The organism is Streptomyces tendae, assembly GCF_008632955.1.
GTDB lineage: Bacteria > Actinomycetota > Actinomycetes > Streptomycetales > Streptomycetaceae > Streptomyces.
Genome location: NZ_CP043959.1, coordinates 4,095,554 through 4,120,632, shown reverse-complemented (window position 1 = coordinate 4,120,632; position 25,079 = coordinate 4,095,554). Strand labels below are relative to the sequence as shown.

Here is a 25,079-nt window from a genome sequence, read left to right as displayed (position 1 = left end):
CGCCCACGCGGAGCTTCCGCCTGTCCGCCCGGCCTGGACGTCGCGGCAGCCGCCTCGTGACGACCCGCTCAGGTGACCGGTCCCGCGCTGGGAGGGGCCGGGTCGTACGCGCCCTCCAGGGTGAGGTCACGCAGGCGCGAGGCGGCGGTCAGCAGATCCCCGTGGCTGGTGAAGAGGGCGTTGACGCCGAAGCGGAGCAGGTCGGGCACGCGCATGTCGGCCACGACACCGCGCCCGGCCAGGGCGACGGCCAGTCCGTGGGCGTGGGGGTGGCGCAGAGTGACCTGACTGCCGCGGCGGCCGGGGTCGGACGGGGTGACCGAGGTGAAGCCGAGGGGCGCCAGGAGTTCGTCCGCGCAGCGCAGGAGGAAGCCGGTGAGGGACAGGCTCTTGGCACGCACCTGGTGCAGGTCGACGCTGTCGAAGGCGGTGAGGGCCGCTTCGAGGGCGAGCAGGGACAGGATGGGCGGGGTTCCGATGCGGGCCCGGGCGATGCCGGGCGCGGGTGTGTAGTCCCGTGCCAGGGCGAACGGGTCGGCGTGGCCGGTCCAGCCGGGCAGCGGCGTCTCGAGCGCGGCGTGGTGGCGCTGTGCCACGTAGAGGAAGGCGGGGGCGCCCGGGCCGCCGGAGAGGAACTTGTAGCCGCAGCCGACCGCCAGGTCCACGCCGAGGGCGTCGACCTCCAGGGGCAGGGCGCCGGCGGCGTGGCACAGATCCCACAGAGCGAGGGCGCCGGCGTCGTGGGCGGCCCGGGTCAGCGCCCGCATGTCGTACAGCTCGCCGGTGCGGAAGTCGACGGGCGAGTAGCTGAAGACGGCGACCCGGGGGCCCTCGGTGGCGAGGAAGTGCGGGAGGTCCGGCGGCGGTACGTGCCGCACCTGAAGGCCCCGGCGGCGGGCGACCGCGTCGGCGAGGTAGCGGTCGGTGGGGAAGTGCCTGGGGTCGGTGACCAGCAGCGGGCGGTCCGGGCGGAGCGCGGCGGCGGCGTCGAGCGCGGTGAACAACTGCACGCTGGTGGAGTCGCCGGCGACCGTCTGCCCCGGCGCGGCTCCGATGAGTGTGCCGATGGTGTCGCCCACGCGCAGCGGCGCCTGCCACCAGCCGGCCGCGTTCCAGGAGCCGATGAGTGCGGTGCCCCACTGGCGCCGTACGACGTCGTCCAGGGCCGCCGGCACGGCGGCGGGCAGCGGGCCCAGGGAGTTGCCGTCGAGGTAGACGACGTCCGGTGGGAGCAGGAAGCGTTCACGGACGGGGGCCAGGGGGTCGTCGGCGTCGAGCCGTGCGGCCTGCTCGCGCAGGGCGGTGGCGTCCGAGAGTGCGGTGGTCATCGGTGTGGGGCCTCCTCGCCCGAGCGGCCGGCGCCCGCCGGGGTGGAGGCGGCCGCCATGTCCCGGAGGGTGTCGGCGACCGCGTGGGCGCCGGGTGCTCCGGGTTCGATGAGGGTGTAGTGGCCGGTGCCGGGCAGGACGACCGTCCTGAGGTCCCGGTGCACGGCCGCGTAGTCGCTGAACTGGGTGAGCGGGACCTCTTCGTCGGCGGCGCCGTGCAGCAGCACGGTGGGGACACCGGTGGTCCCGGCGTCGCGCAGCAGGGTGAGGGGGTCGACCTCGGCCAGCCGTTCGGTGAAGTGCTCCTCGCCGCCGAGGAGTTGCAGGGCGGCGTCGTTGCTGAGGCGGTCGCGGCGGGTGGCGGTGAGGTCGGTGATCGGCGCGAGGGCGAGCACGCTCGTCGGCAGGGTGCGGGTGTGCCAGCGGGAGCCGGGCGGCAGCAGGCCGCGGGCGGCGCACCACAGGGCCAGGTGCCCGCCGGAGCAGTGGCCGGCCAGGACGTAGGGCCGCCCCTCGGGCAGCGTGTCCACGATGCGGGCGATGTCGTCGAAGGTCTCGGGGTAGCCGCCCGCGCCGCCGGACCGGCGGAAGCCCGGGAGCAGCACGCTGAAGCCCTGCGAGGAGAGCCAGGCCGCGAAGGGGGTCAGGTGCATCCGGTCGTAGCGCCAGTAGCCGCCGTGCAGCAGGATCACCAGCGGGGCGTCGGGGTCCTCGGACGGCCAGGCGTCGTAGGACTGGTGGGGGTGGTCCCCGTAGCGGCCGTGGACCGGTGCCAGGACCGGCTTCAGGCTCAGGACCCGCTGCTCCTCCTCGGCCGCGAAGGCGGAGATCGTCCTAGACGTCACCGCGCACCTCCCACAGTTCGGGGAAGACCGGCCGGGCCGCCCGCTGCTCCAGCCAGGCGAGCCCGGCCGATCCGGCGCTGCCGGGTCTGGCTCCCATGGCCCGGCGGACCACCAGGACGTGGTCGAAGCGCCAGCGGGTGACGAGTTCGGCGATGTCGGTGAGCAGTTCGCCGAGTGCGAGGTGGGGGTGGTGCTGCGGTCCGGCGTAGACGCGCCGCCAGGTCTCCACCACGCCCGGGTCGCCGTCGTAGGGGCTGGTCACGTCCCGTTCGCGGACGTGGTGCGGGACGGGGAGGCCCTGGCGGTGGAGGTAGGCCAGCACCTCGTCGTACAGGGACGGTTCGCGGTAGGTCTCGCCGAGCGCCTCGTGGACGGCCGGGTCGCCGCGGTGGGCGCGCAGCAGTCCGGCGGACTTGTCACCGAGGAGGAACTCCATGTGCCGGTACATCGCCGACTGGAAGCCCGACGCCCGGCCGAACGCGGCACGGAAGCCGTTGAACTGGGCGGGGGTCAGGGCGGCGATGGGCGCCCAGGCGCCGCCCAGGGCGGTCAGCGCGCGGCGGCTGCGCACCAGCGCGTCCATGGCGGCGGGCAGGTCGTCCTTGGCGAAGGCGACCTTGGCGGTGCGCCACTCGTGCACGATGAGGGTGAACCACAGTTCCATCACCTGGGTGGTGACGAGGAAGCCCATCTCGTCCGGGGCCTCGGTGAGCGGGTGCTGCAGTGTGTTGAGGACGGACGCGTGCACGTACGTGTCGTAGGGGCTTGCGCCCTCGAAGGGGCGGGTCAGGGTGTCGTCCGTGGCCGGCCCGTCGAGGGTGGTCGTGCGGTCGTTCATCACTTCTCCTAGAGGTGTGGACGGGTCACACACCGAGGTGGGCGCCGCCGGAGGCGTCGATCCACTGGCCGGTCACCCAGCGGGCGTCGTCGCTCGCCACGAAGGAGACGACGTCCGCGATGTCCGCCGGGTCGCCGAGCCGGCCGAACGTGGAGGCCTCGGAGTAGCGGCGGCGGATCTCCGGTACGGCGAGGGTGGGGTTGATCTCCGTCTCGGTGTAGCCGGGTGCGACGGCGTTGACGGTGATGCCCCGGGGACCGAGTTCCTGGGCCAGGGAGAGGGTGAGGTAGTCCAGGGCGGCCTTGGTCATGGTGTAGGAGACGATCGGCGGGAAGGCGATACGGGTCGCGACGGACGAGATGTTGATGATCCTGCCGCCGTCCCTGAGGCGGTCCAGTCCGCGCTGGATGATGAAGAACGGCGCCTTGGTGTTGATGGCGAAGGCGCGGTCGTAGTCGGCTTCGGTCACCTGGGCGATGGGGCGGGGGACGGTGATGCCCGCGTTGTTGACGAGGATGTCCAGGCGGGCCGGGGTGTCCTGGTCCGCCAGGGCCTCGTCGAAGGCGGCCCACAGGGTGTCGGCGTCGCCGGGGACGCCGAGTTCGGCGTGTACGGGGAAGGCGCGGCCGCCGTCGGCCTGGATCTCCTTGACGGTCCGCTCGGCGGCCGTCAGGTCGTGGCCGTAGTGGACCGCCACGAGGGCGCCCTCGCGGGCGAGGCGGTGGCTGATGGCTCGGCCGATGCCGCGGCTGCCTCCGGTGACCAGGGCGGTCTTTCCCGCGTGGCGGTCGGTGGCGGTCATCGTGGTCTCCTTCGCTGAAGGGGGCGTGGCGGGCGGGGTCAGGCGTCGAAGTCGAGGACGAGCTCGGGGGTGCGGGGCCTCGCGCGGCAGACGAGCGTGTAGCCGGCGGCGCGGTCCCGTTCGTCCAGGGCGTGCTCACGGTCCGCCGTCACCTGTCCGGACAGGACCTTCGCGCGGCAACTGCCGCAGACGCCCTCACGGCAGGCGTACGGCACGTCGGGGTGGCTGCGCAGCAGCGCGTCGAGCAGGGCCGGGTCGTCCGGCAGCACGGTGGCGGCCCGGCGGCGCCCGTCGAGGAGGGCGGTGACCCGGTACTCCCCCGCCCCGGGTGCCCGCCCGGCATGCTCCGGCGGCACCGGCTGCGTGCCGTCGGCCGTGAACAGCTCCCAGCGGACGAGCGACGGGTCGGCTCCCGAGTCGGCCAGGACGCGCCGTGCGGTGGCGACGAGGCCGGGCGGTCCGCACAGGGCGAACGTGGTCTCCGGGCCCGGGCGGGCGTCCACGGCCGCCAGCAGCCGGCGCACCCCGGACGCGTCCAGCCGCCGGGCGAGCGGCCCGCTCCCCCGGTCCTCCCGGGTCAGCACGTACAGGACGGTGAAGCGGTCCAGGAACTCGTCCTTGACCTGGGCCAGTTCGTCGGCCAGCACGGCGTCGGCGGAGGTGCGGACCGAGTGCACGAGGCTGACACGGCAGGCCGGGTCCCGGCGTAGGGCGTGGGCGGCCATCGGGGCCAGCGGGGTGATGCCGGTGCCGCCCGCGAGGAGGAGGTGGTGGGCGCCCGGCAGCTTCGGCAGGGCGAAGCTACCGGTGGGCGGGGAGAGTTCGAGACGGGCGCCCGGTGCGAGCCGGGTGGTGGCGTGGTCGCCGAAGCCGCCGGGACCGGACCTCTTGATCACCAGGCGGAGTGCCCCGGGTGTGTGCGGTGGCGGGCAGATCGAGTAGCTGCGGCGCAGTTCGGAACCGTCCCGGCGGTGACGGACGACGACGTGCTGGCCGGGGTGGTGGGCGAAGACGTCGCGCAGGTCGGCGGGCACGTGGAGGGTGACGGCCACCGTGTCGGCAGCCAGGTGCCGGACCTCCGTGACGTCGAGTGTGTGCCGGCCGGTGCGGTGGCGCGGACCGGCCGGCGCCTGGTCGCGCAGGGCGGGCGGGGCGGTGTTCACGGTGTGCCTCACAGCGCGGTCAGGTGGGGGAAGGGCTCGCGGCACGCCGTGCACCACAGCACCGACTGGCAACGGGACGGCCCGAAGTCGCTGTGCGGCCGGGTGGCCGTCGAGCCGCAGTGCGGGCAGGGCACCGCGCCCAGTGCGACGGGGACCGGGCCGTCGGGCGCCGGGGACACGGGTGGGGCGATGCCGTGCGCGGCGAGTGCGCGACGTCCTTCGGGGGTGATGCGGTCCGTCGTCCAGGCAGGCGTGAGGACCTGCCGGACGCGGCCGTCGGGGTGACCGCAGGCGGTCAGGACGTCCCGTACCGCCGCGGTGATCTCGGGCAGCGCGGGGCAGCCCAGGTAGGTGGGCGTGATCTCCACCTCCAGCACGCCGTCGGCGCCGGGAGCGACGGAGTGCACCACGCCGAGGTCGCCGAGGCCGATCACCGGCAGTTCCGGGTCCGGAAGCGCGGCCACCCGCTCGCGCACCTCCTCGGCGCGGAGGCGGGCCGTGACCGGTGCGTGCCCGCTCACCAGGTGCCTCCGGGGAACTGTCGCCGCACGGACTGCAGTTCCGCGATCAGCGGGCCGAACTCCTCGGTGTGCAGGCCCGAACGGCCGCCGGTGGCCGACCAGCTGGGAGCGGGCACGGCGAGTTCCGCCTCGGTGACGACCTCGGTGACGCGGGCGAGCCAGGTGTCGTGCAGCGCTGCCGGTGAGGGCACGATGCCGGACGCGGCCAGGCGGCGCAGGACGTCGTTCTCCTCGAAGAGTTCGCCGGTGTAGGGCCACACCCGCTCCAGGGCCCGCTGCATGCGGCGGGTGCTCTCCGGCGTGCCGCGTCCCAGTGTCACCGTCCAGCGGTCGGCGTGCAGCCGGTGGAAGGCGACCTCCTTGGCGGCGCGGACGCCGAACGCGGCGACATCGGGGTCGGTGCAGTGCGCCAGCGCCTCGTAGTGCAGGACGGCGTAGTGGGTGTAGGCGAGTTGCCGGGCCACGGTCACGGCGAAGTCCCCATTGGGGAGTTCGGTCAGCAGGGCGTTGGTGAACTCGCGCTCGGAGCGGGTGTAGGCGAGGTCGTCCTCGCTGCGGCCGGTCCCGTCGAGGCGGCCGGCGCGGGAGAGAAGCGTGCGGGCGTGGCCGATGAGGTCGAGGGCGATGTTGGACAGGGCCAGGTCCTCGTCGATGGTCGGCGCGCGGGTGATCCACTGGCACAGCCGCTGTGCGAGGACGAGGGCGTCGTCGCCGAGGCAGGTCAGGTGCCGGGCGAGGTCGGGATCGGCGGCGGACGTCGGCTCGCCCGGCGGGGAGCCGGGGCGCACCGCCGTGACGTCACTCGTGGTGCTCACCTTCGGGGCCTTTCTCGGTCAGCGGCGCGTAGTGCTCGGGGTAGCGGTACGGCTTGTGGCGGGCGCCCGCGAAGTACGGGTCGCGTTCGTCCGGGGAGGCCGTGTGCAGGGCGTCGGAGCGGACCACCCACAGCGACAGGGGCTCGCCGCGCCGTGTGTACAGATCGCGGGCGGCGGCCAGGGCCGCGTCCGGGCCGGCGGCGCGCACCGACCCCACGTGCTGATGGGCCAGGCCCCTGCGGGCCCGCAGGAACACCTCCCAGGAAGCAGGCGCGCCTTCCCGTGCCGTGCTCATACGGCCGCTCCCGCGGGCTCGTCCGTCCTCGCGGCGTACGCCACGGCGGCCTCCCGGACCCAGGCGCCGTCCTCGTGCGCGGCCAGCCGGTTCGCGATGCGCCGGCGCGCCCAGTGGGTGTCGTCGCCCAGGGCTGTGCGGTAGGTGTCCCAGTCGACGGGCGTGAAGTCGTAGTGGCCGCGCTCCTCGTTCCAGCGGATCGCCGGGTCGGGCAGCGTCAGGCCGAGGCGCTCGGCCTGCGGGACGCAGGTGTCGACGAAACGCTGGCGCAGCTCGTCGTTGGTGTGGCGCTTGATGCCCCAGGCCATCGCTCGGCGGGAGACCGCCGCTCCCAGCGCGGCGGTGCGCGCGTCGGCGCCGCCCGCCTCGGTGTCGGGCGGTCCGAACATCAGCGCCACCGCCGGCAGCCACCAGCGGTTCACCGCGTCCTGTGCCATCTCCTTCTGCTCCGGCGTCCCCTCGCACAGGGCGCGCATCAGGTCGTAGCCCTGCCGCACGTGGAAGGCCTCCTCCTGGCAGACGCGGCGCATGGCCCGCGCGTAGGGCCCGTAGGAGGTGCGGCACAGGGGGGCCTGGTTGATGACGGCCGCGCCGTCCGTCAGCCAGGCGATGGCGCCGGTGTCCGCCCAGGTCAGCGCGGGATGGTTGAAGGTGGCCGAGGCGCGCTGGCGGCCGTGGTGCAGGGCGTCCAGCAGGTCGGCGCGGTCCACGCCGAGCGTCTCGGCCGCGGAGTACAGGTACAGGCCGTGGCCCGCCTCGTCCTGCACCTTGGCGAGCAGGACCGACTTGCGGTGCAGGGACGGGGCGCGGGTGAGCCAGGCACCCTCGGGCTGCATGCCGATGATCTCGGAGTGGGCGTGCTGGGCGATCTGACGGACCAGCATGCGGCGGTAGCCGTCGGGCATCCAGTCGCGCGGTTCGATCGTCTCGCCGTCGGCGATGAGCGCGTCGAAGTGGGCGAGCAGCTCGTCCTCGTCCGATGCGGCCGCGGTGGCGGGGGTGGTGGTCGGCGCGGTCACCGGGCACCGCCCGGGCGTCCGGGGACCGTCGCCGCGGTGCCGTGCTGCGGGCACCGTTCCCGGACCCGTACCGGCTGCCTGGGCACGCGCATCACTCCTTCGGCTGGGAAACCGCCCACCGCGGGCCGGGCGGAACGGGTTGCTTCGTTGCGGTAAGAGGCCGGGGCCGGGGCCCGGCTATCCCCGCCGCGTCAGGTTCGGGCGCGTGACAAAGCTCACGGGAAGGCCCGGGGAGTGGGATCGGCCGCGGCCGCCTCTTGACGGGGTGACAGTCGTGGACCGCGGCGGCCGGCACGCCGGGGCGAAAGGGGAAACCATGAGCACCATCAGGGAGTTGCTGGTCGAACTCACCGGCACCGTCGAGTACGCCGACCGGATCGGCGACGACGCCGACCTGGCCGCCAGCGGCATCGACTCCGGGGACCTGGTACGTCTCGTCCTGCTGGTCGAGCAGCGGCTCGGCGTCGAGATCACCGCCGAGGACATGGAGGAGTTGCGCACCATCGGTGACTACGAGCGTTTCGTGGCCGAGCGCACGGCCGCCAGGGCGAGCGGCGGTGTGTGATGTGGCTGACGCAACTGCTGGAGCGCAACCGTCAGTGCCGGCCCGGCCGGACCGCGCTGGTGGACGAGGAACGCAGCGTCACCTGGGCCGAACTGCATGACCGTACGCTGCAACTCGCGCACGGTCTGGCCGACTTGGGGATCCGTCGGGGCGACCGGGTGGCCGTGCTGTCCAAGGACCGGATCGAGGTCCTGGAGAGCTACTTCGCGCTGGCCCGGCTCGGCGCGCTCTTCGTGCCGCTGAACCACAGTCTGGCCGAGCCCGAGGTCGCCGGGATCGTCGAGCGCGTCGGCGCGGTGGCCGTCCTCGGTGAGTCCGAGCTGCTGGACCGGCACACCGGGCTGCCGTCCTCGGTGCGGCTCCGGGTGGCCTTCGACAAGCCCGCGTTCGCGGCGCTGGGCACGCTGGCCGCCGAGCGGGACCTGCCGGACGTCGCCGACACGGACCCGATCGCCGTGCTGCACACCTCGGCGACCACCGGGCAGGCCAAGGGGGTGACCGTCGACAGCGCGTCGTTCCGCGCCATCGCGCTGGGCTGGCTGGTGATGGCCCGCCCCACGGACGACATCGTCATGGTCAACTGCTGCCCGCTGTACCACGGCAGCATGGTCGTCTCCCTGACCTACCTGGCGGCCGGCGCGACGGTCGTGCTGATGCCCGGGTTCACCCCGCAGCGGGCGCTGTCCGCGGTGGAGGCGCACCGCGCCACCCACATGTGGCTGGTGCCGCAGATGCTGCGCTTCATGCTCCAGGCGAAGGCGTCCCTGCGCACCGACCTGTCCTCCCTGCGGGAGGTGCTGTACGGGGCTGCCCCGATGCCGCTCGACGTCTACGCCGACGCGGTGGAGCGGCTCGGGTGCGGCTTCCGGCAGGTGTACGGCATGACCGAGGTGGGCGGCCCGTTCGTCACGCTCGGTCCCGACGAGCACCCGGCGCCCGGAGACGTCACCGCCCGCATCCCGTGCGGGCGGGTCGTGCCGGGCATGTCCGCCCGCGCCGTGGACGAGACCGGCCGGGAGCTGCCGCCCGGCGAGATCGGCGAGATCGTGGTGCGCGGGCCGGGCGTCATGCAGGGTTACTGGAACGACCCGGAGGCCACGCGGGAGATCACCCGGGAGGGGTGGATCAGGACGGGCGACCTCGGCTTCATGGACGAGGAGGGCCGCATCAGCCTGGTGGACCGCACCAAGGACGTGATCATCCGGGCGGGGCAGAACGTGTACCCCTCGGAGATCGAGCGCGCCCTGATGACCCACCCGGCGGTCCGGGACGCGGCGGTCGTCGGCATGCCCGACGAGGACTACGGCGAGGTGCCGCTGGCGTACGTCGTCCCGGAGACGGGCACGGAGCCGGGCACGGCGGAACTGCTCGCCCATGTCGCGGGGCTGCTGGCGCCGTACAAGCGGCCGCGGCGGGTCGAGTTCATCGAGCAGGTGCCGCGCAATCCGGCCGGGAAGATCATCAAGAAGCTGCTGCGGGCGTGAGCGCGTGGGGCGGCGAACGGCGATGACCGGGAACCCGATGCGGCCCGGGCCGGCCACGGCGTCTCCGTCGCGGCCGGCCCGGGCCGCTGCCGTACGCACACGGCCCGGGCGAACCGGAGCGGAGCGTGGCGGGTCGGCCGAGACCGACGCGGAGTCCTGGCGGACCGCGCAGGACGGTGCGGAGCCCGCTTCTGGGTCGCCGGCGAGGACAGCCCAGGCCGGTGCGGAGCCCTCGGCTGGATCGCCGTCGAGGACAGCCCAGGCCGGTGAAGCACCCGCGTGGACGGCCGCGCCCGATCCGGAACCCGAGCCGGCAGCTCCGTCCGCTGTAGAACCCGCGTGGACGGCACCGGCCGACCCGGAACCCGAGACGACAGCTCCGTCCGCTGCGGAACCCACGTGGCCGGCCGCGCCCGATCCGGAATCCGAGACGACAGCCCCGCCCGCTGCAGGGCCCGTATGGGCGGGCCGTGTCGTGGTGAGGGCCTCGCGGGCGGCCCGGGCACGTGTGGAATGCGCGCGGCCGGCGCAGGCCGACGAGGCTGCCGTGTGGCCGACCGCCTCGTGGGTTCGGGCCGGTGTGGAGTCCGTGGGGGCAGGACCGGGTGGTGGAGAGGCGCTGTCCGCGGTCGATGGGGACCTGGTGGCGCTCGGGCCGCTCGTGGCTGCTGCCGGGCTCGGGCTGGGCGTGGCCGCCGTGTCGGAGCCGGGTCCGGAACCGGCCGGGCCCGCCGAGGCGGCCGCCGCTGCGGCGATGCCGCCGCGGCGCCGGCTGGAGTTCCTGGCCGGCCGGCGGGCCGCCCGGCGGGCCCTGCGTGCGGTGGGGCTGGACTGCGGGGAGATTCCCCGGTCGGGGCGCCTGCCGGTGTTCCCGCCGGGCCGGACCGCTTCGATCTCGCACAGTACGGGCATCGCCGTCGCCGTGGCCGGTGCCCCCGGCCGGGACCTGCCGGTCGGCTGCGACCTGGAACTGCGGCCCCTCCCCCGCGAAGCGGCCCGCCTGGTGCTGCGCGAGGACGAGGAGTCCCTGCTCGCGGAGGCGGCGCTGCCGCCCGGTGCGGACGCGCTCTGGTCGGTGACGGAGTTGTTCTCCGCCAAGGAGTCGGCGTGGAAGGCCCTCACCGTGATGACGGGTGAGGGCCGGGAGGGTCCGGAGAGGAGTCTGCGCGGGTTGCGGGTCTCGCCCTGCGGGGACGGCCTGCGGGTGTGCCTGCGCGCCGATCCCGCCCATGCCGTGCGGGTGCGGGTCGTGCGCGTCGGTGCGGGAGCTTTCAGCTATGTCACCGGCCGGGCCGGTACGCGCGGCTGAGCGGACGCCGCCCGTCCCCGGCGCACCGGGGGCGGGCGGCGGATCGGTTCAGCGCTCCGGCGTGCCGCCGTCCCGGTAGGAACGCCGCGCCGTGTCGGCCGCCTTGTCGGTCTTGGCGTCGTACTTGTTGCCCGTCCGGTCGTCGACCCTGCGCTCGGCGTGCGAGACGCCCTTGTCCGCCTGGTCGGGGTGACCCTTGGCCATCTGCTTGGCCTTGTTCATCATGTCGCCCAGCTTGCCCATGGGGGTACCTCCGGGGGTGCGTGTGCCTCGTACCCCGCCGCAGGTACCCCTCTGGCCGGGCGTGAATCACCCGCGGTCGCCGACTCTGGCGGCCATGTTCCCTGCCGGGTGGCGGTTGTCGTGGATAAGCTGGTGCGCAAGGCCGATCTCGTCGAAATCGAAGGTCCGGGACAGGCAGGGGTCGATGATTCCCTGGTCGATCAGCCGCGTCACCTCGCGTGCCTCGCGGGCGGTGGCGACGTGCGAGCCCTGCAGGCGCTTCTGCCGCATCCACAGGAACCGCAGGTCGACGTCACCGTTGTAGCCGGTGGTGCCGCCGCAGAGGACGACCATGCCGCCGTTGTCGCACAGGTACAGGGACGTGGGGATGGTGTCGGCGCCGGAGTGCTCCAGCACGATGCGCGGGCTGCGGCGCTCGCCCAGTACGTCCCAGAAGGCCCGCCCGAAGGCCCGGGCCCCGGACAGCCAGCGGCCCATGGCCTCGTCGTCGGAGGTGTCCGGCAGCCGTCCCCAGTGGCCGAACTTCCGCCGGTCGATGTAGCCCTCGGCGCCCAGCTTGAGGCAGAACTCCCCGCGTTCCTCGCTGGAGACGACGGCGACGGGGATGCCGCCGACGTGCCGTACCAGTTGGATGGCGATGCAGCCGAGTCCGCCGGCGCCGCCCCAGATCAGCACCGGGTCGCCCGGGCGCACCGTGTGCGGCGGCCAGCCGAACAACTGGCGGTAGGCGGTGGCGGCGGTCGCCATGTAGCAGGCCGCCTCCGCCCACGACAGCCGGGCGGGCTTGGGGTGGCACATGTAGTCGTCGACCACCGCGAACTGGGCGAACGAGCCGTAGTTCTCCTCATAGCCCCACACCCGTTGGCTGGTGGACCAGGTGGGGTCGCCGCCGAGGCGGATGTCCTCGGCCTTCTCGTCCCAGCGGTTGGCGAGGACGACCACCTCGTCCCCGAGCTTCACCCCGCGCACGTCCTCGCCGACCGCCCACACGATCCCGGACAGGTCGGAGCCGCCGATGTGGAAGTCCTCGGTGGCGCCCGCCTTCTGCCGCGCGGCGATCACGTCGAGCGGCGAACCGAGCGCCGCCCAGACGTTGTTGTAGTTGATGCCGGCCGCCATCACCTTCACCAGGACCTGGCCGCGCCCCACGGGCGGGACGTCGACCACCTCGGTGCGGAAGGCGTCGACGGGCTGTCCGTAGCGCTCACGGCGGATGAGCGAGGCGTACATCTTCTTCGGGGCGGTGCCGATCTCGGGCGCGTCGCCGAGTTCGTAGAGGTCCTGGGTCGCACGCACGCTGGTTCTCCTCGACGCGGATTCAGGGGGAAGGGGATGTGGAGGCCCGGTCGCCAAGACCGCGCAGGGCCTTGGCGACCGCTTCGCCGATACGGGCGAGGGGTTCCGGTTCGGTCATCTCGTAGTGGCCACAGGGCACGTGATGGTCGTGGAGGGTTCCGTCGACGTAGGGCCGCCAGCTGTCGGCCTTGCCCGGCAGCACCGCCAGGTCCGCCGGGAAGTCGCTGGGCTGCTCCTCCGCGGCGCTGAAGAACAGCACGTCCCCGCGGTAGACGCCGGGAGCGAACTGGGGCGCGATGCGCAGGTTGTTGCGCATGACGGCGGCGATGGCGGCGGCCTCGGCGCGGGTGACGGGGACGCTCGACGGGTCGGCCGTGACCCGGGCGTCGATCCGGTCCAGGACGGTCTCCACGGGCACCCCGTCGACCGCGAGCCCGGCCACCCTGGACAGCAGGGCGGCGACCTGGCGTTCGGCCGCCTCCGGATCGTGAGCGGTGCCGTGCGGCTGGGGGGCGTCGAGCATGGCGAGGAGTTCGACCCGCTCCCCGTCGCGCTGGAGGGCGCAGGCCATGGCGTGGGCGACGAATCCGCCGTAGGACCAGCCCAGCAGCCGGTAAGGGCCGTGGGGTTGCACCTGGCGCACCAGGTCGAGGTAGTGGGCGACCATGGCGGCGGCGTCCGGGGCGGGCGGCCGGGTGCCGTCGAGGCCGGCCGCCTGGATGCCGTGGACGGGCTGGTCGCCGCCGAGGTGGGGCAGCAGGCCCGTGTAGCGCCAGGCGATGCCCGCACCGGGGTGGACGCAGAAAAGGGGCGTGGCGGTGCCTTCGGCGCGCAACGGCAGCAGGGGGCCGAGCGCGCTGGGGGCCGCCCCAGGCGCCTTCTCGTCCGGCTCGTCGGCCGTGGCGAGGACCCCGGCCACGGTGGGTGCGGCCAGCAGGGTCGCCGCCGGGACGTCGAGGACACCGGCCTGGCGCAGCCGGCCCGCCAGCAGCACGGCGCGCATCGAGTCGCCGCCGAGGTCGAAGAAGTTGTCGTGCAGCCCGATGCCGCCGATGCCGAGGGTCTCCTCCCAGAGCCGGGTGACCTCGCGTTCGCGGTCGGTGCGGGGCGGTACGTGCTCGGTCGTCAGCCGGGGCCGTGGGGCTAGGCCGGGTTCCGCGGCGGCCGGGGTGTCGTCGGACGTGGCGGGGTCCGTCCGGGCGCCCGGCGCGTCGATCCAGTGGCGTCGGCGTTCGAAGGCGTACGGGGGCAGCGGCACCCGTCGGGGCGCGCCCGGCACCGGGGGCAATGCGCTGTCCACGCCCGCGCTCCACAGCCGTCCCAGTGCCTCGGCGAGGACGAACCCGTCGGACGCCTCGGCCTTGGCGTGCCGCATGGTGGTCACCGTGACCGGTGCCTCGTCGGTGAGCCGGCCGGTGGCGAGCTTGGTCAGGGTGTCGCCGGGCCCGATCTCGACGAGGACGGGGCGCAGCCGGTCCCACAGGGCGGTGATGCCGTCGGCGAACCGGACGGTGTCGCGGGTGTGGTCGATCCAGTGCCGTACGGAGGTGGCCTGGGCGTCGGTGATCCAGGTGCCGGTGACGTTGGTGACGTACGGGATGCGCGGCGGGCGCAGGGTGACCTGGCGCAGGTGGGTCTCGTAGGCCGGCAGGACGGGGTCCAGGACGTGGGAGTGGGCCGCGACGGGGATGCGCAGGCGGCGGAACGGGACGCCGCGACGGGTGAGTTCGGCCTCGAAGCGGGCGACGGCGTCGAGGTGCCCGGCGACGGTGCAGGCTTGGGGGCCGTTGACGGCGGCCAGGGACAGATCGGTGTCGAGGAGGGGCCGGATCTCGTCGGCCGGGGCGGCGACGCCGACCGTGGCTCCGCCGGCGGAGCTGATGAGCCGGATGCGTTCGGTGACCAGGGGCAGCATGTCCGCCAGGTCGATGACGCCGGCCAGGCAGGCGGCCGTGTACTCGCCGAGCGAGTGGCCGATCAGCGCGTCGGGGCGCACGCCCGACTCCATGAGGGTGCGGGCCAGGGCGTACTCGGTGACGACGAGTCCGAGGAACGCGGAGAGGTCGTCGGGCCGTCGCTCCTCGAACAGGGCGGTGCGCAGGTCGGTGCCGAGGACGGGCCGCAGGATGCGGCGCACTCGTCGACGGTGTCGCGGTGGACGGCGTGGTCGCGGTACAGCTCCTTGCCCATGCCGGGGTACTGGGTGCCGCCGCCGGGCAGCAGGAACGCCACCCGGACCGGATCGTCGGACAGCGGCGGGGTGGCCGGGGCGGCGGAGCGCAGCGCGTCGAGGGCCTCGGCGCGCGAGGCGGCCGAGACGGTGAGCCGGTGGCGCAGCGCGGGCCGGTCGGTGCGCAGGGAGTGGGCCACGTCGTCCAGGCGCAGGTCCGGCCGGCGCTCCAGGTGCCGGGCGAGTGCCTCGGCCTGGCCGCGCAGGGCTCCGGCGGTGCGCGCCGACAGCGGCAGCACCACGCGGCGTTCCTCCTCGGGCGGGCGCGGCGCGGCGGGTGCGACGCGGGGTGCCTCCTCCAGGACGACGTGGGCGTTGGTGCCGCCGATGCCGAAGGCACTGACGGCGGCCCGGCGGGGGTGCTCCCCCTCGGGCCAGTCCTCCAGGGCGGTGGGCACGCGGAAGGGGCTCGCGTCGAAGTCGATGAGCGGGTTGGGCCGGTCGAAGTGCAGGCTGGGCGGGATCTGCCGGTGTTCCAGGGCGAGGACGGCCTTGATGAGTCCGGCGATGCCGGCGGCGGCTCCGAGGTGGCCGATGTTGGTCTTGACCGAGCCGAGCGCGCAGAAGCCGGTCCGGTCCGTGCTGTGCCGGAAGGCCTCCGTCAGGGCGGACACCTCGATCGGGTCGCCGAGCTTGGTGGCGGTGCCGTGCGCCTCGATCAGGCCGATGGTGCCGGCGTCGACCTCGGCCTGGGCCTGCGCGGCGAGGACGACCTCGGTCTGTCCGGCGGCGCTGGGGGCGCTGAAGCCGACCTTGCGGCGGCCGTCGTTGTTGACGGCGCTGCCCCGGATGACGGCGCGGACGCGGTCGCCGTCGGCGAGGGCGTCCTCCAGCCGCTTGAGGACGACGGCTCCCACTCCGTCGCCGGAGGAGGTGCCGGCGGCGTCCGCGGCGAAGGCCCGGCAGTGCCCGTCGGGCGAGAAAGGTCCGTCGGGCACGTGGCGGTAGCCCAGGACGGCGGAGGGGTTGAGGGAGACGGCGGCGGCGAGGGCGGTGTCGCAGCGGTGGTCGAGCAGGTCCTGGCAGGCGGTGTGCACGGCGACCAGCGCGGTGGAGCAGGCCGTCTGCAGGGACACGCTGGGCCCGGTGAGGCCGAGTTCGTAGGAGACGCGGGTGGCGAGGGTGCCGAGGGAGTTGGCCGTGGCCGCGTGGACGAGGGCCACCGAGCCGGGCTGCCCGGCGAAGCGGGGGTGGACGTGGGCCGGGTAGTAGCGGCTGTCACCCGCCCCGGCGTACACGCCGAACGCCTCTCCGGACCGGTCGGCGCCGAGGCAGCCGGCGTCCTCCAGGGCGTGGTAGGCCGTCTCCAGCAGCAGTCGCTGCTGCGGGTCGACGACGGCGGCTTCGGCGGGGCTGTAACCGAAGAAGCCGGAGTCGAAGCGGTCGATGCCCTCGACGACCGACGCCTTGCGGATCAGTGACGGGTCGTCGAGGTCGCGCGGGTCGCCGCCCGCGGCGAGGAACTCCTCGTCGGTGACGGGCCGTACGGACTCCCGGCCGGCCGCGAGGTTGTCCCAGAAGGCGTCGAGGTCGTCGGCGCCGGGGAAGCGGCCCGCCATGCCGATGACGGCTACGGCGGGGAAGTCCTCGTCGTGGGGTGCGGTGGTGTCGTGCACGGCCTGTGCCTCGTCCTCTCCCGGTTCGTGGGTGTGCGGTGTGCCGTCGGCCCGGTCACGCATGGCCGCGGTCCTTGCCCTGACGGGCGGTGCGGCGGGCGCGGGCGGCGCGTTGCCGGCGGGCCTGTTCCCGGGCGCGGTCGAGGCCGTCGCCGGTCTCCGGCCGGGAGGGCGCCTCGGCGTCCGGCACCGGGCCCGCGCCGGTGGCCGACAGGTGACGGGCCAGGTCCCGGACGGTGGGGTGCGCGAACAGGTCGACCACCGACAGGTCGCTGTCGAGGGCGCGGTTCACGGCGGTCTGGGCGGTGACCAGGAGCAGGGAGTTGCCGCCCAGGTCGAAGAAGTTGTCGTCCAGGCCCACCCGGTCGCGACCCAGGACGTCACACCACACCTCGGCGAGGCGGCTCTCCAGCCGCCGCAGGCCGTCTTCCGTCCCCGTCTCGTCGGGGCGGGCGCTCGTACCCGCCGAGCTCAGCGTCCACCCGTCGTCGGACAGGCCGGCCGCGCGGGCGCTGCCGGTGACGGCGCGGTACAGGGCGCCGAGGTCGGTGCCGTCCCGCAGGCCGACGCGCGCGGCCAGGCGGCGGGTCTGGCGCACGGGGGCCACGACGTGGCTGCGCACCCAGGGGGCGGTGCGGTCGGCCCCGATCAGCAGGTGCGGTTCGTCGAGGGTGCGGGCGAGGTCGAAGGAGCGCAGCGCGGCGGGAACGTCGAGCAGCCGGTAGCCGCGGGCCTCGGTGAGCGCGGTGAGACCGTAGCCGCGGCTCATGCCGCGTTCGCGCCACATGCTCCAGGCGAGCGACTGGGCGGGCAGGCCGAGGCCACGGCGGTACCCGGCGAGCGCGTCCAGGTAGGCGTTGGCGGCGGCGTAGGCGGCGTTCATGGCGCCGCCGAAGAAGCCGTTGACCGAGGAGAAGGTGACGAAGGAGTGGACCGGGTGGTCGGCGGTGAGCCGGTGCAGGATCCACGCGCCGCGCACCTTCGCCTCCAGCGCCCGGCGCCAGGTGGGGGCGTCCAGTTCCCCGACGGGGCGCTCCACGAGCGTCCCGGCCAGGTGCAGTACCGACGTCAGGGGCACGCCCCACGCCTCGGTGGCGGCCTCGACCGCGGCGCGGACGCGGGCCTCGTCGGTGGCGTCTGCGCGGGCGTAGCGGACCTCCCCGCGTTCGCGCAGCCGCGGCAGGGCGTGGGCCTCGTCCTCCGGGGTGCGCCCGAGGACGAGCAGCCGGGTGCCTGGGGTGCGCAGCAGGTGGGCGGCGATCTCGGTGCCGACGCCGCCGAGGCCTCCGGTGAGCAGGGTGAAGCCGTCGTGCGCGGGCGGCTCGGTGCGGGGCGGGCTGTCGGGCAGGGGGCGAGGCGGCGTTCGTAGCGCAGCCCGTCCCGGTACGCCACGTCCGCGCCGTCCGCGCCGGCGGCCGCCTCCGCCGTCAGGAGGGCCAGCGGGTCGGTGCCGTCGCCCGGTGACAGGTCGAGGTGCCGGGTCCGCAGCCAGCCGCACTCCTCGGCCAGCGACTTGAGCAGCGCTCCGGACAGGGCGTGGGCCGGGGAGGGTTGGTCACCGGGGCGGACGGCGTGGGCGCCCGCGGACACGTGGACCAGGTCCACGGGGCGCTGCCGGCCGGGCCGGGCGGTGAGGGCCCGGACGAAGGCGAGCAGCCGCTCCGCGCCCGTCGTGTCGTCGGGCGCCGTCGGGGGGCCTGGCCGGAACCCGTCGAGGTGGAGGACGGCGTCGACGGGCCGCTGGTCCTGCTCCAGCCGGTCCAGCAGCGCGGCGTAGTCGGATTCCTCGGCGGGCCGGACGCGGTAGTGCGCGGCGTCGGTCCGGGTGTACGCCGGTCCTTCGCCGACCACCGTGCAGAGGCCCCCGGCGGAGCGCAGCGCGTCGGCGAGCCGTTGCGCGAGTGCGCCGGCCTGCGGGTCGCCGCCCGCGAGGACGAGGGTGTGCCGGCCGGACGGCGTGGGACGGGCTGCGGGGCGTTCCGCGCGCTGCCAGACCGGGCGCAGGAACCAGTCGGGGACGGTGGCCGCGGTGCCCAGCAGCAGCTGGGTCCGGCGCACCTCGTCGTCGAAGTCGCCCGCCTCGAAGCTCTTGCGGAGCCTGGTGCGCTGGATCTTGCCGATCTCCGTCTTGGGGACGGCGTCCCGCGCCACGGGGATGAGGAAGGACGGGCTGACTCCGATCTCCCGGGTGACCTTGCCGGCGATCTCGCGCAGGGCGCGAGCCGGGTCGGCGGCGGCCTCCGGGGTGAGGTGCAGGAACAGGGCGAGTTCGTCGGTGGGTGACGAGGGGTCGGTGCGCACCGCGACCGCTGCGGTGAAACTCCGCTCCACGTACGGCAGTTCCTCGACGCACGCCTCGATCTCGTGGCTGTAGTGGTTCACGCCGTTGACGATGATGACGTCCTTGGCGCGGCCCGTGATGTGGAGCTCGCCGTCGCGCAGGAACGCCAGGTCGCCGGTGTCGAACCAGCCGTCCTCTGTGAACGCCTCGGCGTTGGCCGCCGGGTTGTCGTGGTAACCGCCGGTCACCGAGGTGCCGCGGACCTGGAAGCGGCCTGCCTCGCCCTCGGTGAGGACCGTGCCCTGTTCGTCGACGATCCGCATGGCGAACCCCGGGTAGGGCCGGCCGCAGCTGACGAACGTCCCTTCGCCCGGGACGGGTTCGACGGGCAGGACGGCGTCGGTGACCACGGAACACGTCTCGGACATGCCCCAGCCGGGGTGCATCACGTCCTGCGGCAGGCCGAAGGGTTCGAGCGTGTGCAGGAACGCGCGGGCGGCGGAGGCGACGACGACCTCACCGGCGTTCATGACCAGCCGCATCGGCGACAGGTCCCAGGCGCGGCCGGTGAAGCGGTGGGCCTGTTCGGCGAGGAGCCCGAAGGCGAAGTTGGGCGCCCAGGTGACGGTGACCCGGTGCCGGTCGGCGAGGTCCATCCAGCGCAGGGGGTCCTGCAGGATCCAGGAGGTGGGGGCGTGGACCTGGCGGCAGCCCAGGTACACGTCGCGCAGGTGGAACATCACCACGCCGGTGACGTGGTCGAGCGGTATCCAGTTCAGGGAGACGTCGTCGGCGCCGAGGCCGTTCATCTGCTCGGTGGCGGCCGAGCGGGTCAGCACGTTGCGGTGGGTGAGCCGCACCGCCTTGGGCAGGCCGGTGCTGCCTGACGTCATGAGCATCAGCAGGAGGTCGTCCGGTGCGGCGGCGTGCCAGTCGTGGTCCTCGGGCGCCTCGCGCAGGGCGTCGGCGGTGGTGATGCGCGGCCCCGGCCAGTCCTGCCGTGCGGCGACCGCGCGCAGACCGGCCTCGCGGCCGGCGGAGCACACGATCCAGGGGCGGCCGAGCATCCGCCAGATGCCCTCCAGCTTGGTCAGCGCCGCGGAGGGGGTGTCGTAGGAGGCGGGGACGGTCAGCGGGACGGCGACGAAGCCGCCCAGGACGCAGCCCCACAGCACGGCGAGGAAATCCTCGGTGACGTCGCACTGGAGGATGACCTGGTCGCCCGGGCGCAGTCCGGCCCGGCGCAGTCCTGCCAGGACGCGGGAGGCCTCGGGGACGAAGGACGCGTAGGTGCGCCGGTGCTCGCTGCCGTCGGCGTGGACGTGGACGATGTCGCCCCGGTCCAGCTCGGCGGCGCGGCGCAGGGCCTCGGCCCAGCTCGGCACGGACGGCTCGGCGAGGGCGGGGCCTTCGCTGACGGCCGGAACGCCGGAGGCTTCCCCGGTGCGGGCGGCCGGGGCCGCTCCGGCGGAGCGGTCGGGCAGTCCGGTGTGGCGCCGGTCGAGTTCCTCCGGGGCGTTCTCGACCGACACGTCGACCGTGGTGACGCCGGGCAGCTGGGCGAGCCGCTCCCGCCAGGTCCGGGCCGTGGTCGCGTCGACGGCGGGCAGGGCGCGCAGTGCCGCACTGTCGACGGTGCCGTCCTCGGCCCGGGGCAGGGCGTTGACCGCCGTGACGCGGACGGAGCCGTGGCCCGCGCGGTCCAGGAACTCCTCGACGCGTTCGGCGGCGTCGGACCGCCCGGGCACCACGTACAGGCGCGACGGGGTCTCGCCACCTTCGGGCAGGGCGTGGGCGTCGCGGATGCCGGGCACGGACAGCGCCGCGTCCTGAAGGACGGCGGGATCGGCCGCGGCCGGGGCGGGGGTGCGTTCGGGGAGCGCGGGCAGATGCCCGAGGCGGGTCCCGGGGTCGGCGCTCACCGTGTTCAGGACGTCGTGCAGCGCGCGGGCGAACGCCTCGGCGGTGCCGGCGTCGTAGAGGTCGGTGGCGTACTCGACGTGCAGCGTCAGGCCGTCGGGGGTGCCCTCGGGGCCGTGGCGCTCCAGGACGTCCACGAAGAGGTCGAACTTGGCGGTGCCGGTGGCGGTGGGCCGCAACTCGGTTTGGACGCCGTCGAGTTCGAGGACGGCCGGCTTGTTGTTCTGCAGGGCGAGCATCACCTGGAACAGAGGGTGACGGCCGGGTGTGCGGGGCGGGTTGAGGTCCTCCACCAGCCGGTCGAAGGGCAGGTCCTGGTGGTCCAGGGCGGCCAGGTCGGCGGTACGCAGCCGGGCGAGGAGCTCCTGGAAGGCGGGGTCGCCGGAGGTGTCGGCGCGCAGCACCAGGGTGTTGGCGATCAGGCCGATCAGGGGGTCGAGGCCGGGTTCGGTGCGGCCCGCCACGGGAGTGCCGAGAACGATGTCCTCGCCGGCCCCGCAGCGGGTGAGGAGGGCGCTGACGGCGGCGTGCAGCACCATGAACAGGCTGGCGCCCTCCCGGTCGGCGAGACGCAGCAGGGCACGGTGCAGGGCGGGGGCGACGGCGAGTTCGACGTGCGCGCCGCCGCCGCGCGGCGCGGTGGGCCGCGGCCGGTCGCCGGGCAGGGTGCACTCCTCGGGCAGGTCGTCCAGCGCGGTGCGCCAGTGGGCGGTGAGCCGTTCGATCCGGCCGGGGCCGTCGGGTCCGGGGGCCAGCAGGGCGCGCTGCCAGAGCGCGTAGTCGGCGTACTGCACCGCCGGCGGGTTCCAGTCGGGTGCCCGCCCCTGGCGGCGGGACGCGTAGGCGGCGGACAGGTCGGCGGCGAAGGGGCCGAGCGACCAGCCGTCGGCGGCGCCGTGGTGCAGGACGAACAGCAGGACCCGCTCGGTGCCGGTGCCCAGCAGCCAGGCCGTGAGGGGGCTTTCGGCGGTCAGGTCGAAGCGGCGCCGCAGCGCGGCGGTCACATGGGCGGCGGTCTCCGCGGCGGGGCAGTCGATCCGCCGCAGTACCGGGCGCAGCTCTCCCGGCGCCAGGATGCGCTGGTAGGGCACTCCGTCGTGCTCGGCGATCACCGTGCGCAGGCTTTCGTGCCGGTCGGTCAGGTCGCCGAGGGCCGCGTCGAGCGCGTCGGCGTCGAGGTCGGGCCCGACGGGGACGAGAAGCGGGATGTGGTAGGTGGCCGCGCCGTCGTCGAGCCGGTGCAGGAACCACATGCGTTCCTGCGCGAAGGACAACGGCACGCGCTCGGGGCGCACGGCCTCGCCGAGGACCGGCCGGGGCAGGGCGTCCTGCGCTCGTACGGCGACCCGCCGTGCGAGCGCTGCGGGGGTCGGCGTCTCGAACAGCGCGGTGATGGGAATCTCCGCGCCGGTCTCGTGCCGCAGACGGGCCAGCAGTCTGGTGGCGAGCAGGGAGTCGCCGCCCAGATCGAAGAAGCCGGCGTCCACGCCCACGGACTCCCGCGGCAGCTGCAGCACGTCCTCGAACAGGGCGCACACCTGCGCCTGTTCGGGCGTGGCGGGGCGGGTGCCGGAGGCGGCGGCGGTGAAGTCGGGGTCGGGCAGGGCCTGGACGTCGAGCTTGCCGTTCGCGGTCAGCGGCAGGGTCTCCACCGGGACGCAGGCGGCGGGGACCATGTGCTCGGGCAGGTGGGCGGCCGCGTGGGCGCGCAGGTCGGCAGGGCTCACCGGTACGTCGGCCGAGAGGACGGTGTAGGCGACGAGGTGCAGGGCGCCGTTGCCGGCGTGGCGGGGTACGACGGCGGCGCGGGTGACGCCCGGGTGGGCGGCGAGGACGGCCTCGATCTCGCCGGGTTCGACGCGGAAGCCGCGCAGCTGGATCTGGGAGTCGGCGCGGCCGAGGTAGTCGAGGGTGCCGTCGGGGCGGCGCCGGGCCAGGTCGCCCGAGCGGTACATGCGGGTGCCGGGCGGGCCGTAGGGGTCGTCGAGGAAGCGTTCGGCGGTCAGTTCCGGCCGGTCCAGGTAGCCGGTGGCGACACCGGCACCGGAGACGTACATCTCGCCGGTCGCGCCGGGCGGCACGGGGCGTCCCGCGGCGTCCAGCAGGTGGACCCGCAGGTCGGCGAGCGGAGTGCCGATGACACCGGCGCGGCGCGGGTCGTCCAGGTCGGCCGCGGTGAGCCGGTGGTGGGTGACGTGCACGGTGGTCTCGGTGATGCCGTACATGTTCACCAGCGCCGGGCGGTCCAGGCCGTGCCGTTCGGTCCAGGGGCGCAGCCGCGCCGGGCGCAGGGCCTCCCCGCCGAAGACGACGTAGCGCAACGCCCCCGTGTCGCCCCCGAGTTCCGCGTCGGCGTCGACCAGCTGCTCGAACGCGGACGGCGTCTGGTTGAGGACGGTGACGCCCTCCCGGTGCAGCAGGGCCAGGAACTCGCGCGGCGAGCGGCTGACGGCGTAGGGCACGACGACGAGCCGGCCGCCGTGCAGCAGAGCGCCCCAGATCTCCCACACGGAGAAGTCGAAGGCGTAGGAGTGGAACAGCGTCCACACGTCGTCGGCACGGAAGTCGAAGTGCTCGGCCGCGGCGGCGAAGAGCCGTACGACGTTGGCGTGCGGCACGGGCACGCCCTTGGGGCGTCCGGTGGAGCCGGAGGTGTGGATGATGTACGCGGTGTCGGAGGGGCCGGTCGGGCCGTGCCGTTCGGCGTCGGTCAGGTCGGCGCCGGAGCGGTGGGCGAGGTCCGCGGTCACCTGCGGGTCGTCCAGCAGCACGGCGGGCACGGCGTCATGGGCGAGGTGGGCGTGGGCCTGCTCGGTGACCAGCGCCACGGGGGCCGCGTCCTCGACGACCAGCCGCAGCCGCTCGGTCGGCTGGCCGGGGTCCAGGGGCAGGTAGGCGGCGCCGGTCTTGAGGACGGCCAGCAGGGCGGGCAGCAGCCGCGGGCCGCGTTCCAGGGCGAGCGCCACGATCCGGCCGGGCCCCGCGCCGTGCGCGGTCAGCAGCCGGGCGAGCCGGTTGGCCTCGGTGTTGAGCGCGGCGTACGTGAGCCGTTCGTGCCCGTGGCTGACGGCCGTCCGTTCGGGCCCGGCCGCCACCTGTGCCTCGAACAGTTCCGTGAGGGTCCGCTCGGCCGGGAAGGTACGGACAGGCGTGTCGCGGGGGTGTTCACCGGGCAGCAGGACGTCCAGGTCGCCCAGCGGCGTCACCGGTCCGACTGCGGCCAGCCGTTGCAGCACCGCGAGGAACCTCTGGCGGTGCAGGGCGAGTTCGTCCTCCTCGTACAGGGCGGGATTGGCGTCGAAGGCCAGCCACAGGCCGCCGCCGCGGGGCCCGGGGCGCACCGAGATCTGGAAGTCGTCGACGGCTCCGCCGGACAGGTGGTGCCAGGTGGTGGGGTGTCCGGCGAAGACCGGGGACTCGTCGAACGGGACGATGTTGAGCACCGGTCCGTACAGCCGGCGTCCGGTGCCCAGCAGGCCCAGGTCGCGGCGGAGGAACTCGCCCCGGTAGCGCTGGTGGCGGCGCAGGGCCTTCAGTTCACCGGCGACGGCCCGGACCAGCTCGGCGACGGGCGTGCCGGGGGTGGCTTCCACGCGCAGGGGGAGGACGTCGGAGGCGGTCCCCGGGGTGCGCAGGGCGGCGCTGCCGAGGCGGCTCATCGTGGCCAGGCCCAGCACCAGGTCCTCGGCGCCGGTCATCCGGTGCAGGTAGGCGGCGGTCGCGGCGGTGAGCAGGTCCGTGCGCCGGACCCCGAGGCGGGCCGCCGCGGCGTCGAGCGCTTCGGTCTCGGCGGGCGTCAGTTCGGCGGTGCGGCGCAGGAAGGGCGCCGTGGGGGCCGCCGTGCGGGAGGTGAGCCGGGCAGGCTCGGGCAGGTCGGCCAGGCGCCGCGCCCAGTGGTCACGGTCCCGGGCGTGCCGCTCGGATGCCAGGTAGGCCGCCTCCTCCTCCTGGAGCCGGCTCACCGGTGCGAAGGCGCCGGGCTCCGGTTCGCGACCCTCGGCCAGGGCGTTGTAGGTGTCGGCCAGGCGGCGCCCGAGGAGCTTGTAGCTGTAGCCGTCCAGGAGCAGGTGATGTGCCCTCAGCAGCCAGAGGTGGCGGTCGGGCGCCAGGGTCAGCAGGGTGTGCGCGAAGAGGGGGCCCTTCTCCAGGTCGACGCGGGTCGCGAGGTCGGTGCGGACGTGTTCCCACGCGGCGGCCTCGGGGTCCCCGGCGCCGCTGACGTCGACCCGGTGGAGGGGCCAGTCGTCCGCGTCCGGTGCGGGATGGCAGCGCGGGCCGTCGTCGGTGTCGGCGAAACGCAGGGCGAAGGTGTCGGCCTCGGCGACGACGCGCCGCAGCGCGGTCTCGAACAGGGCAGTGTCGAGGGGTCCGTGGATCTCCACGGCCTCCGCGGTGTTGTACGCGGCACTGTCCGGTGCGAGCCGTCCGGCGTACCAGAGGCCCTCCTGGGCTCCGGACAGCGGTCGACGTGCGTCCTCCTGGAGTGACATAGCGCAACCCTCACGTGGC

General features: G+C 74.6%; 16 protein-coding genes and 1 pseudogene. 3 read left to right on the top strand and 14 right to left on the bottom strand.

The genetic code is table 11. The features are described 5' to 3' along the window. Nucleotides 1-68: 68 nt before the first annotated feature. The 9 genes from F3L20_RS18850 to paaA are packed head-to-tail and all read right to left on the bottom strand — an operon-like array spanning nucleotide 69 to nucleotide 7,626. Nucleotides 69-1,328: a kynureninase gene (locus tag F3L20_RS18850; RefSeq protein WP_150155371.1), complete on the bottom strand. Its 1,260-nt coding sequence runs from the start codon at nucleotides 1,326-1,328 to the stop codon at nucleotides 69-71. Beyond that, nucleotides 1,325-2,173 carry an alpha/beta hydrolase family protein gene (locus F3L20_RS18845; RefSeq protein ID WP_150155370.1) on the bottom strand — a complete coding sequence of 283 codons (849 nt, stop codon included), beginning with the start codon at nucleotides 2,171-2,173 and terminating at the stop codon, nucleotides 1,325-1,327. Before F3L20_RS18845 ends, F3L20_RS18850 begins: the two co-directional genes overlap by 4 nt. Beyond that, the gene (locus F3L20_RS18840) at nucleotides 2,163-3,011 is read right to left on the bottom strand and encodes a tryptophan 2,3-dioxygenase (protein ID WP_150155369.1); all 849 of its coding nucleotides are present in this window, start codon (nucleotides 3,009-3,011) and stop codon (nucleotides 2,163-2,165) included. The genes F3L20_RS18845 and F3L20_RS18840 overlap by 11 nt, the downstream gene beginning before the upstream one ends. A 25-nt stretch (nucleotides 3,012-3,036) precedes the next feature. Continuing rightward, a complete protein-coding gene (locus F3L20_RS18835; RefSeq protein ID WP_150155368.1) occupies nucleotides 3,037-3,813 on the bottom strand; it encodes an SDR family oxidoreductase in 777 nt (258 codons plus the stop codon). Nucleotides 3,814-3,851: 38 nt separating this feature from the next. Further along, a complete protein-coding gene (locus tag F3L20_RS18830; RefSeq protein ID WP_240810694.1) occupies nucleotides 3,852-4,976 on the bottom strand; it encodes a 2Fe-2S iron-sulfur cluster-binding protein in 1,125 nt (374 codons plus the stop codon). Nucleotides 4,977-4,984: 8 nt separating this feature from the next. Continuing rightward, a complete protein-coding gene (gene paaD / locus F3L20_RS18825) occupies nucleotides 4,985-5,497 on the bottom strand; it encodes a 1,2-phenylacetyl-CoA epoxidase subunit PaaD (RefSeq protein WP_167534553.1) in 513 nt (170 codons plus the stop codon). Further along, nucleotides 5,494-6,285, bottom strand: coding sequence for a 1,2-phenylacetyl-CoA epoxidase subunit PaaC (gene paaC, locus F3L20_RS18820; RefSeq protein ID WP_150157407.1), 792 nt, complete (start codon nucleotides 6,283-6,285; stop codon nucleotides 5,494-5,496). The genes paaD and paaC overlap by 4 nt, the downstream gene beginning before the upstream one ends. A 10-nt stretch (nucleotides 6,286-6,295) precedes the next feature. Beyond that, entirely contained in the window at nucleotides 6,296-6,607 is a 312-nt protein-coding gene (gene paaB / locus F3L20_RS18815) for a 1,2-phenylacetyl-CoA epoxidase subunit PaaB (protein ID WP_150155366.1), read from the bottom strand. Then, on the bottom strand, nucleotides 6,604-7,626 hold the full coding sequence (gene paaA / locus F3L20_RS18810) for a 1,2-phenylacetyl-CoA epoxidase subunit PaaA (protein WP_150155365.1): 1,023 nt from the start codon (nucleotides 7,624-7,626) through the stop codon (nucleotides 6,604-6,606). The genes paaB and paaA overlap by 4 nt, the downstream gene beginning before the upstream one ends. A 316-nt stretch (nucleotides 7,627-7,942) precedes the next feature. Between paaA and F3L20_RS18805 the strand changes: the two genes are divergently transcribed. The 3 genes from F3L20_RS18805 (at nucleotide 7,943) to F3L20_RS34755 (ending at nucleotide 10,984) form a co-directional block, all read left to right on the top strand. After that, nucleotides 7,943-8,191, top strand: coding sequence for an acyl carrier protein (locus F3L20_RS18805; RefSeq protein ID WP_093766589.1), 249 nt, complete (start codon nucleotides 7,943-7,945; stop codon nucleotides 8,189-8,191). Continuing rightward, on the top strand, nucleotides 8,191-9,675 hold the full coding sequence (locus F3L20_RS18800; RefSeq protein ID WP_150155364.1) for a class I adenylate-forming enzyme family protein: 1,485 nt from the start codon (nucleotides 8,191-8,193) through the stop codon (nucleotides 9,673-9,675). Before F3L20_RS18805 ends, F3L20_RS18800 begins: the two co-directional genes overlap by 1 nt. Before the next feature lie 589 nt (nucleotides 9,676-10,264). Continuing rightward, the gene (locus F3L20_RS34755) at nucleotides 10,265-10,984 is read left to right on the top strand and encodes an enterobactin synthetase (RefSeq protein ID WP_240810693.1); all 720 of its coding nucleotides are present in this window, start codon (nucleotides 10,265-10,267) and stop codon (nucleotides 10,982-10,984) included. Nucleotides 10,985-11,032: 48 nt separating this feature from the next. On the opposite strand, the gene F3L20_RS18790 is transcribed toward F3L20_RS34755, so the two are convergent. From F3L20_RS18790 to F3L20_RS35315, 5 genes and pseudogenes are all read right to left on the bottom strand, one after another. Then, the gene (locus F3L20_RS18790; RefSeq protein ID WP_150155363.1) at nucleotides 11,033-11,227 is read right to left on the bottom strand and encodes an antitoxin; all 195 of its coding nucleotides are present in this window, start codon (nucleotides 11,225-11,227) and stop codon (nucleotides 11,033-11,035) included. Between the two features lie 66 nt (nucleotides 11,228-11,293). Next, nucleotides 11,294-12,523 carry a crotonyl-CoA carboxylase/reductase gene (gene ccrA, locus F3L20_RS18785; RefSeq protein ID WP_150155362.1) on the bottom strand — a complete coding sequence of 410 codons (1,230 nt, stop codon included), beginning with the start codon at nucleotides 12,521-12,523 and terminating at the stop codon, nucleotides 11,294-11,296. 22 nt (nucleotides 12,524-12,545) lie between these two features. Next, entirely contained in the window at nucleotides 12,546-14,531 is a 1,986-nt protein-coding gene (locus F3L20_RS34750) for an alpha/beta fold hydrolase (protein WP_240810950.1), read from the bottom strand. Then, complete coding sequence (locus tag F3L20_RS34745) at nucleotides 14,501-16,432, bottom strand: type I polyketide synthase (RefSeq protein WP_240810692.1); 1,932 nt, start codon at nucleotides 16,430-16,432, stop codon at nucleotides 14,501-14,503. The genes F3L20_RS34750 and F3L20_RS34745 overlap by 31 nt, the downstream gene beginning before the upstream one ends. Further along, nucleotides 16,425-25,060, bottom strand: a pseudogene (locus tag F3L20_RS35315) (amino acid adenylation domain-containing protein). The gene F3L20_RS34745 and the pseudogene F3L20_RS35315 overlap by 8 nt, the downstream one beginning before the upstream one ends. Nucleotides 25,061-25,079: the final 19 nt, after the last annotated feature.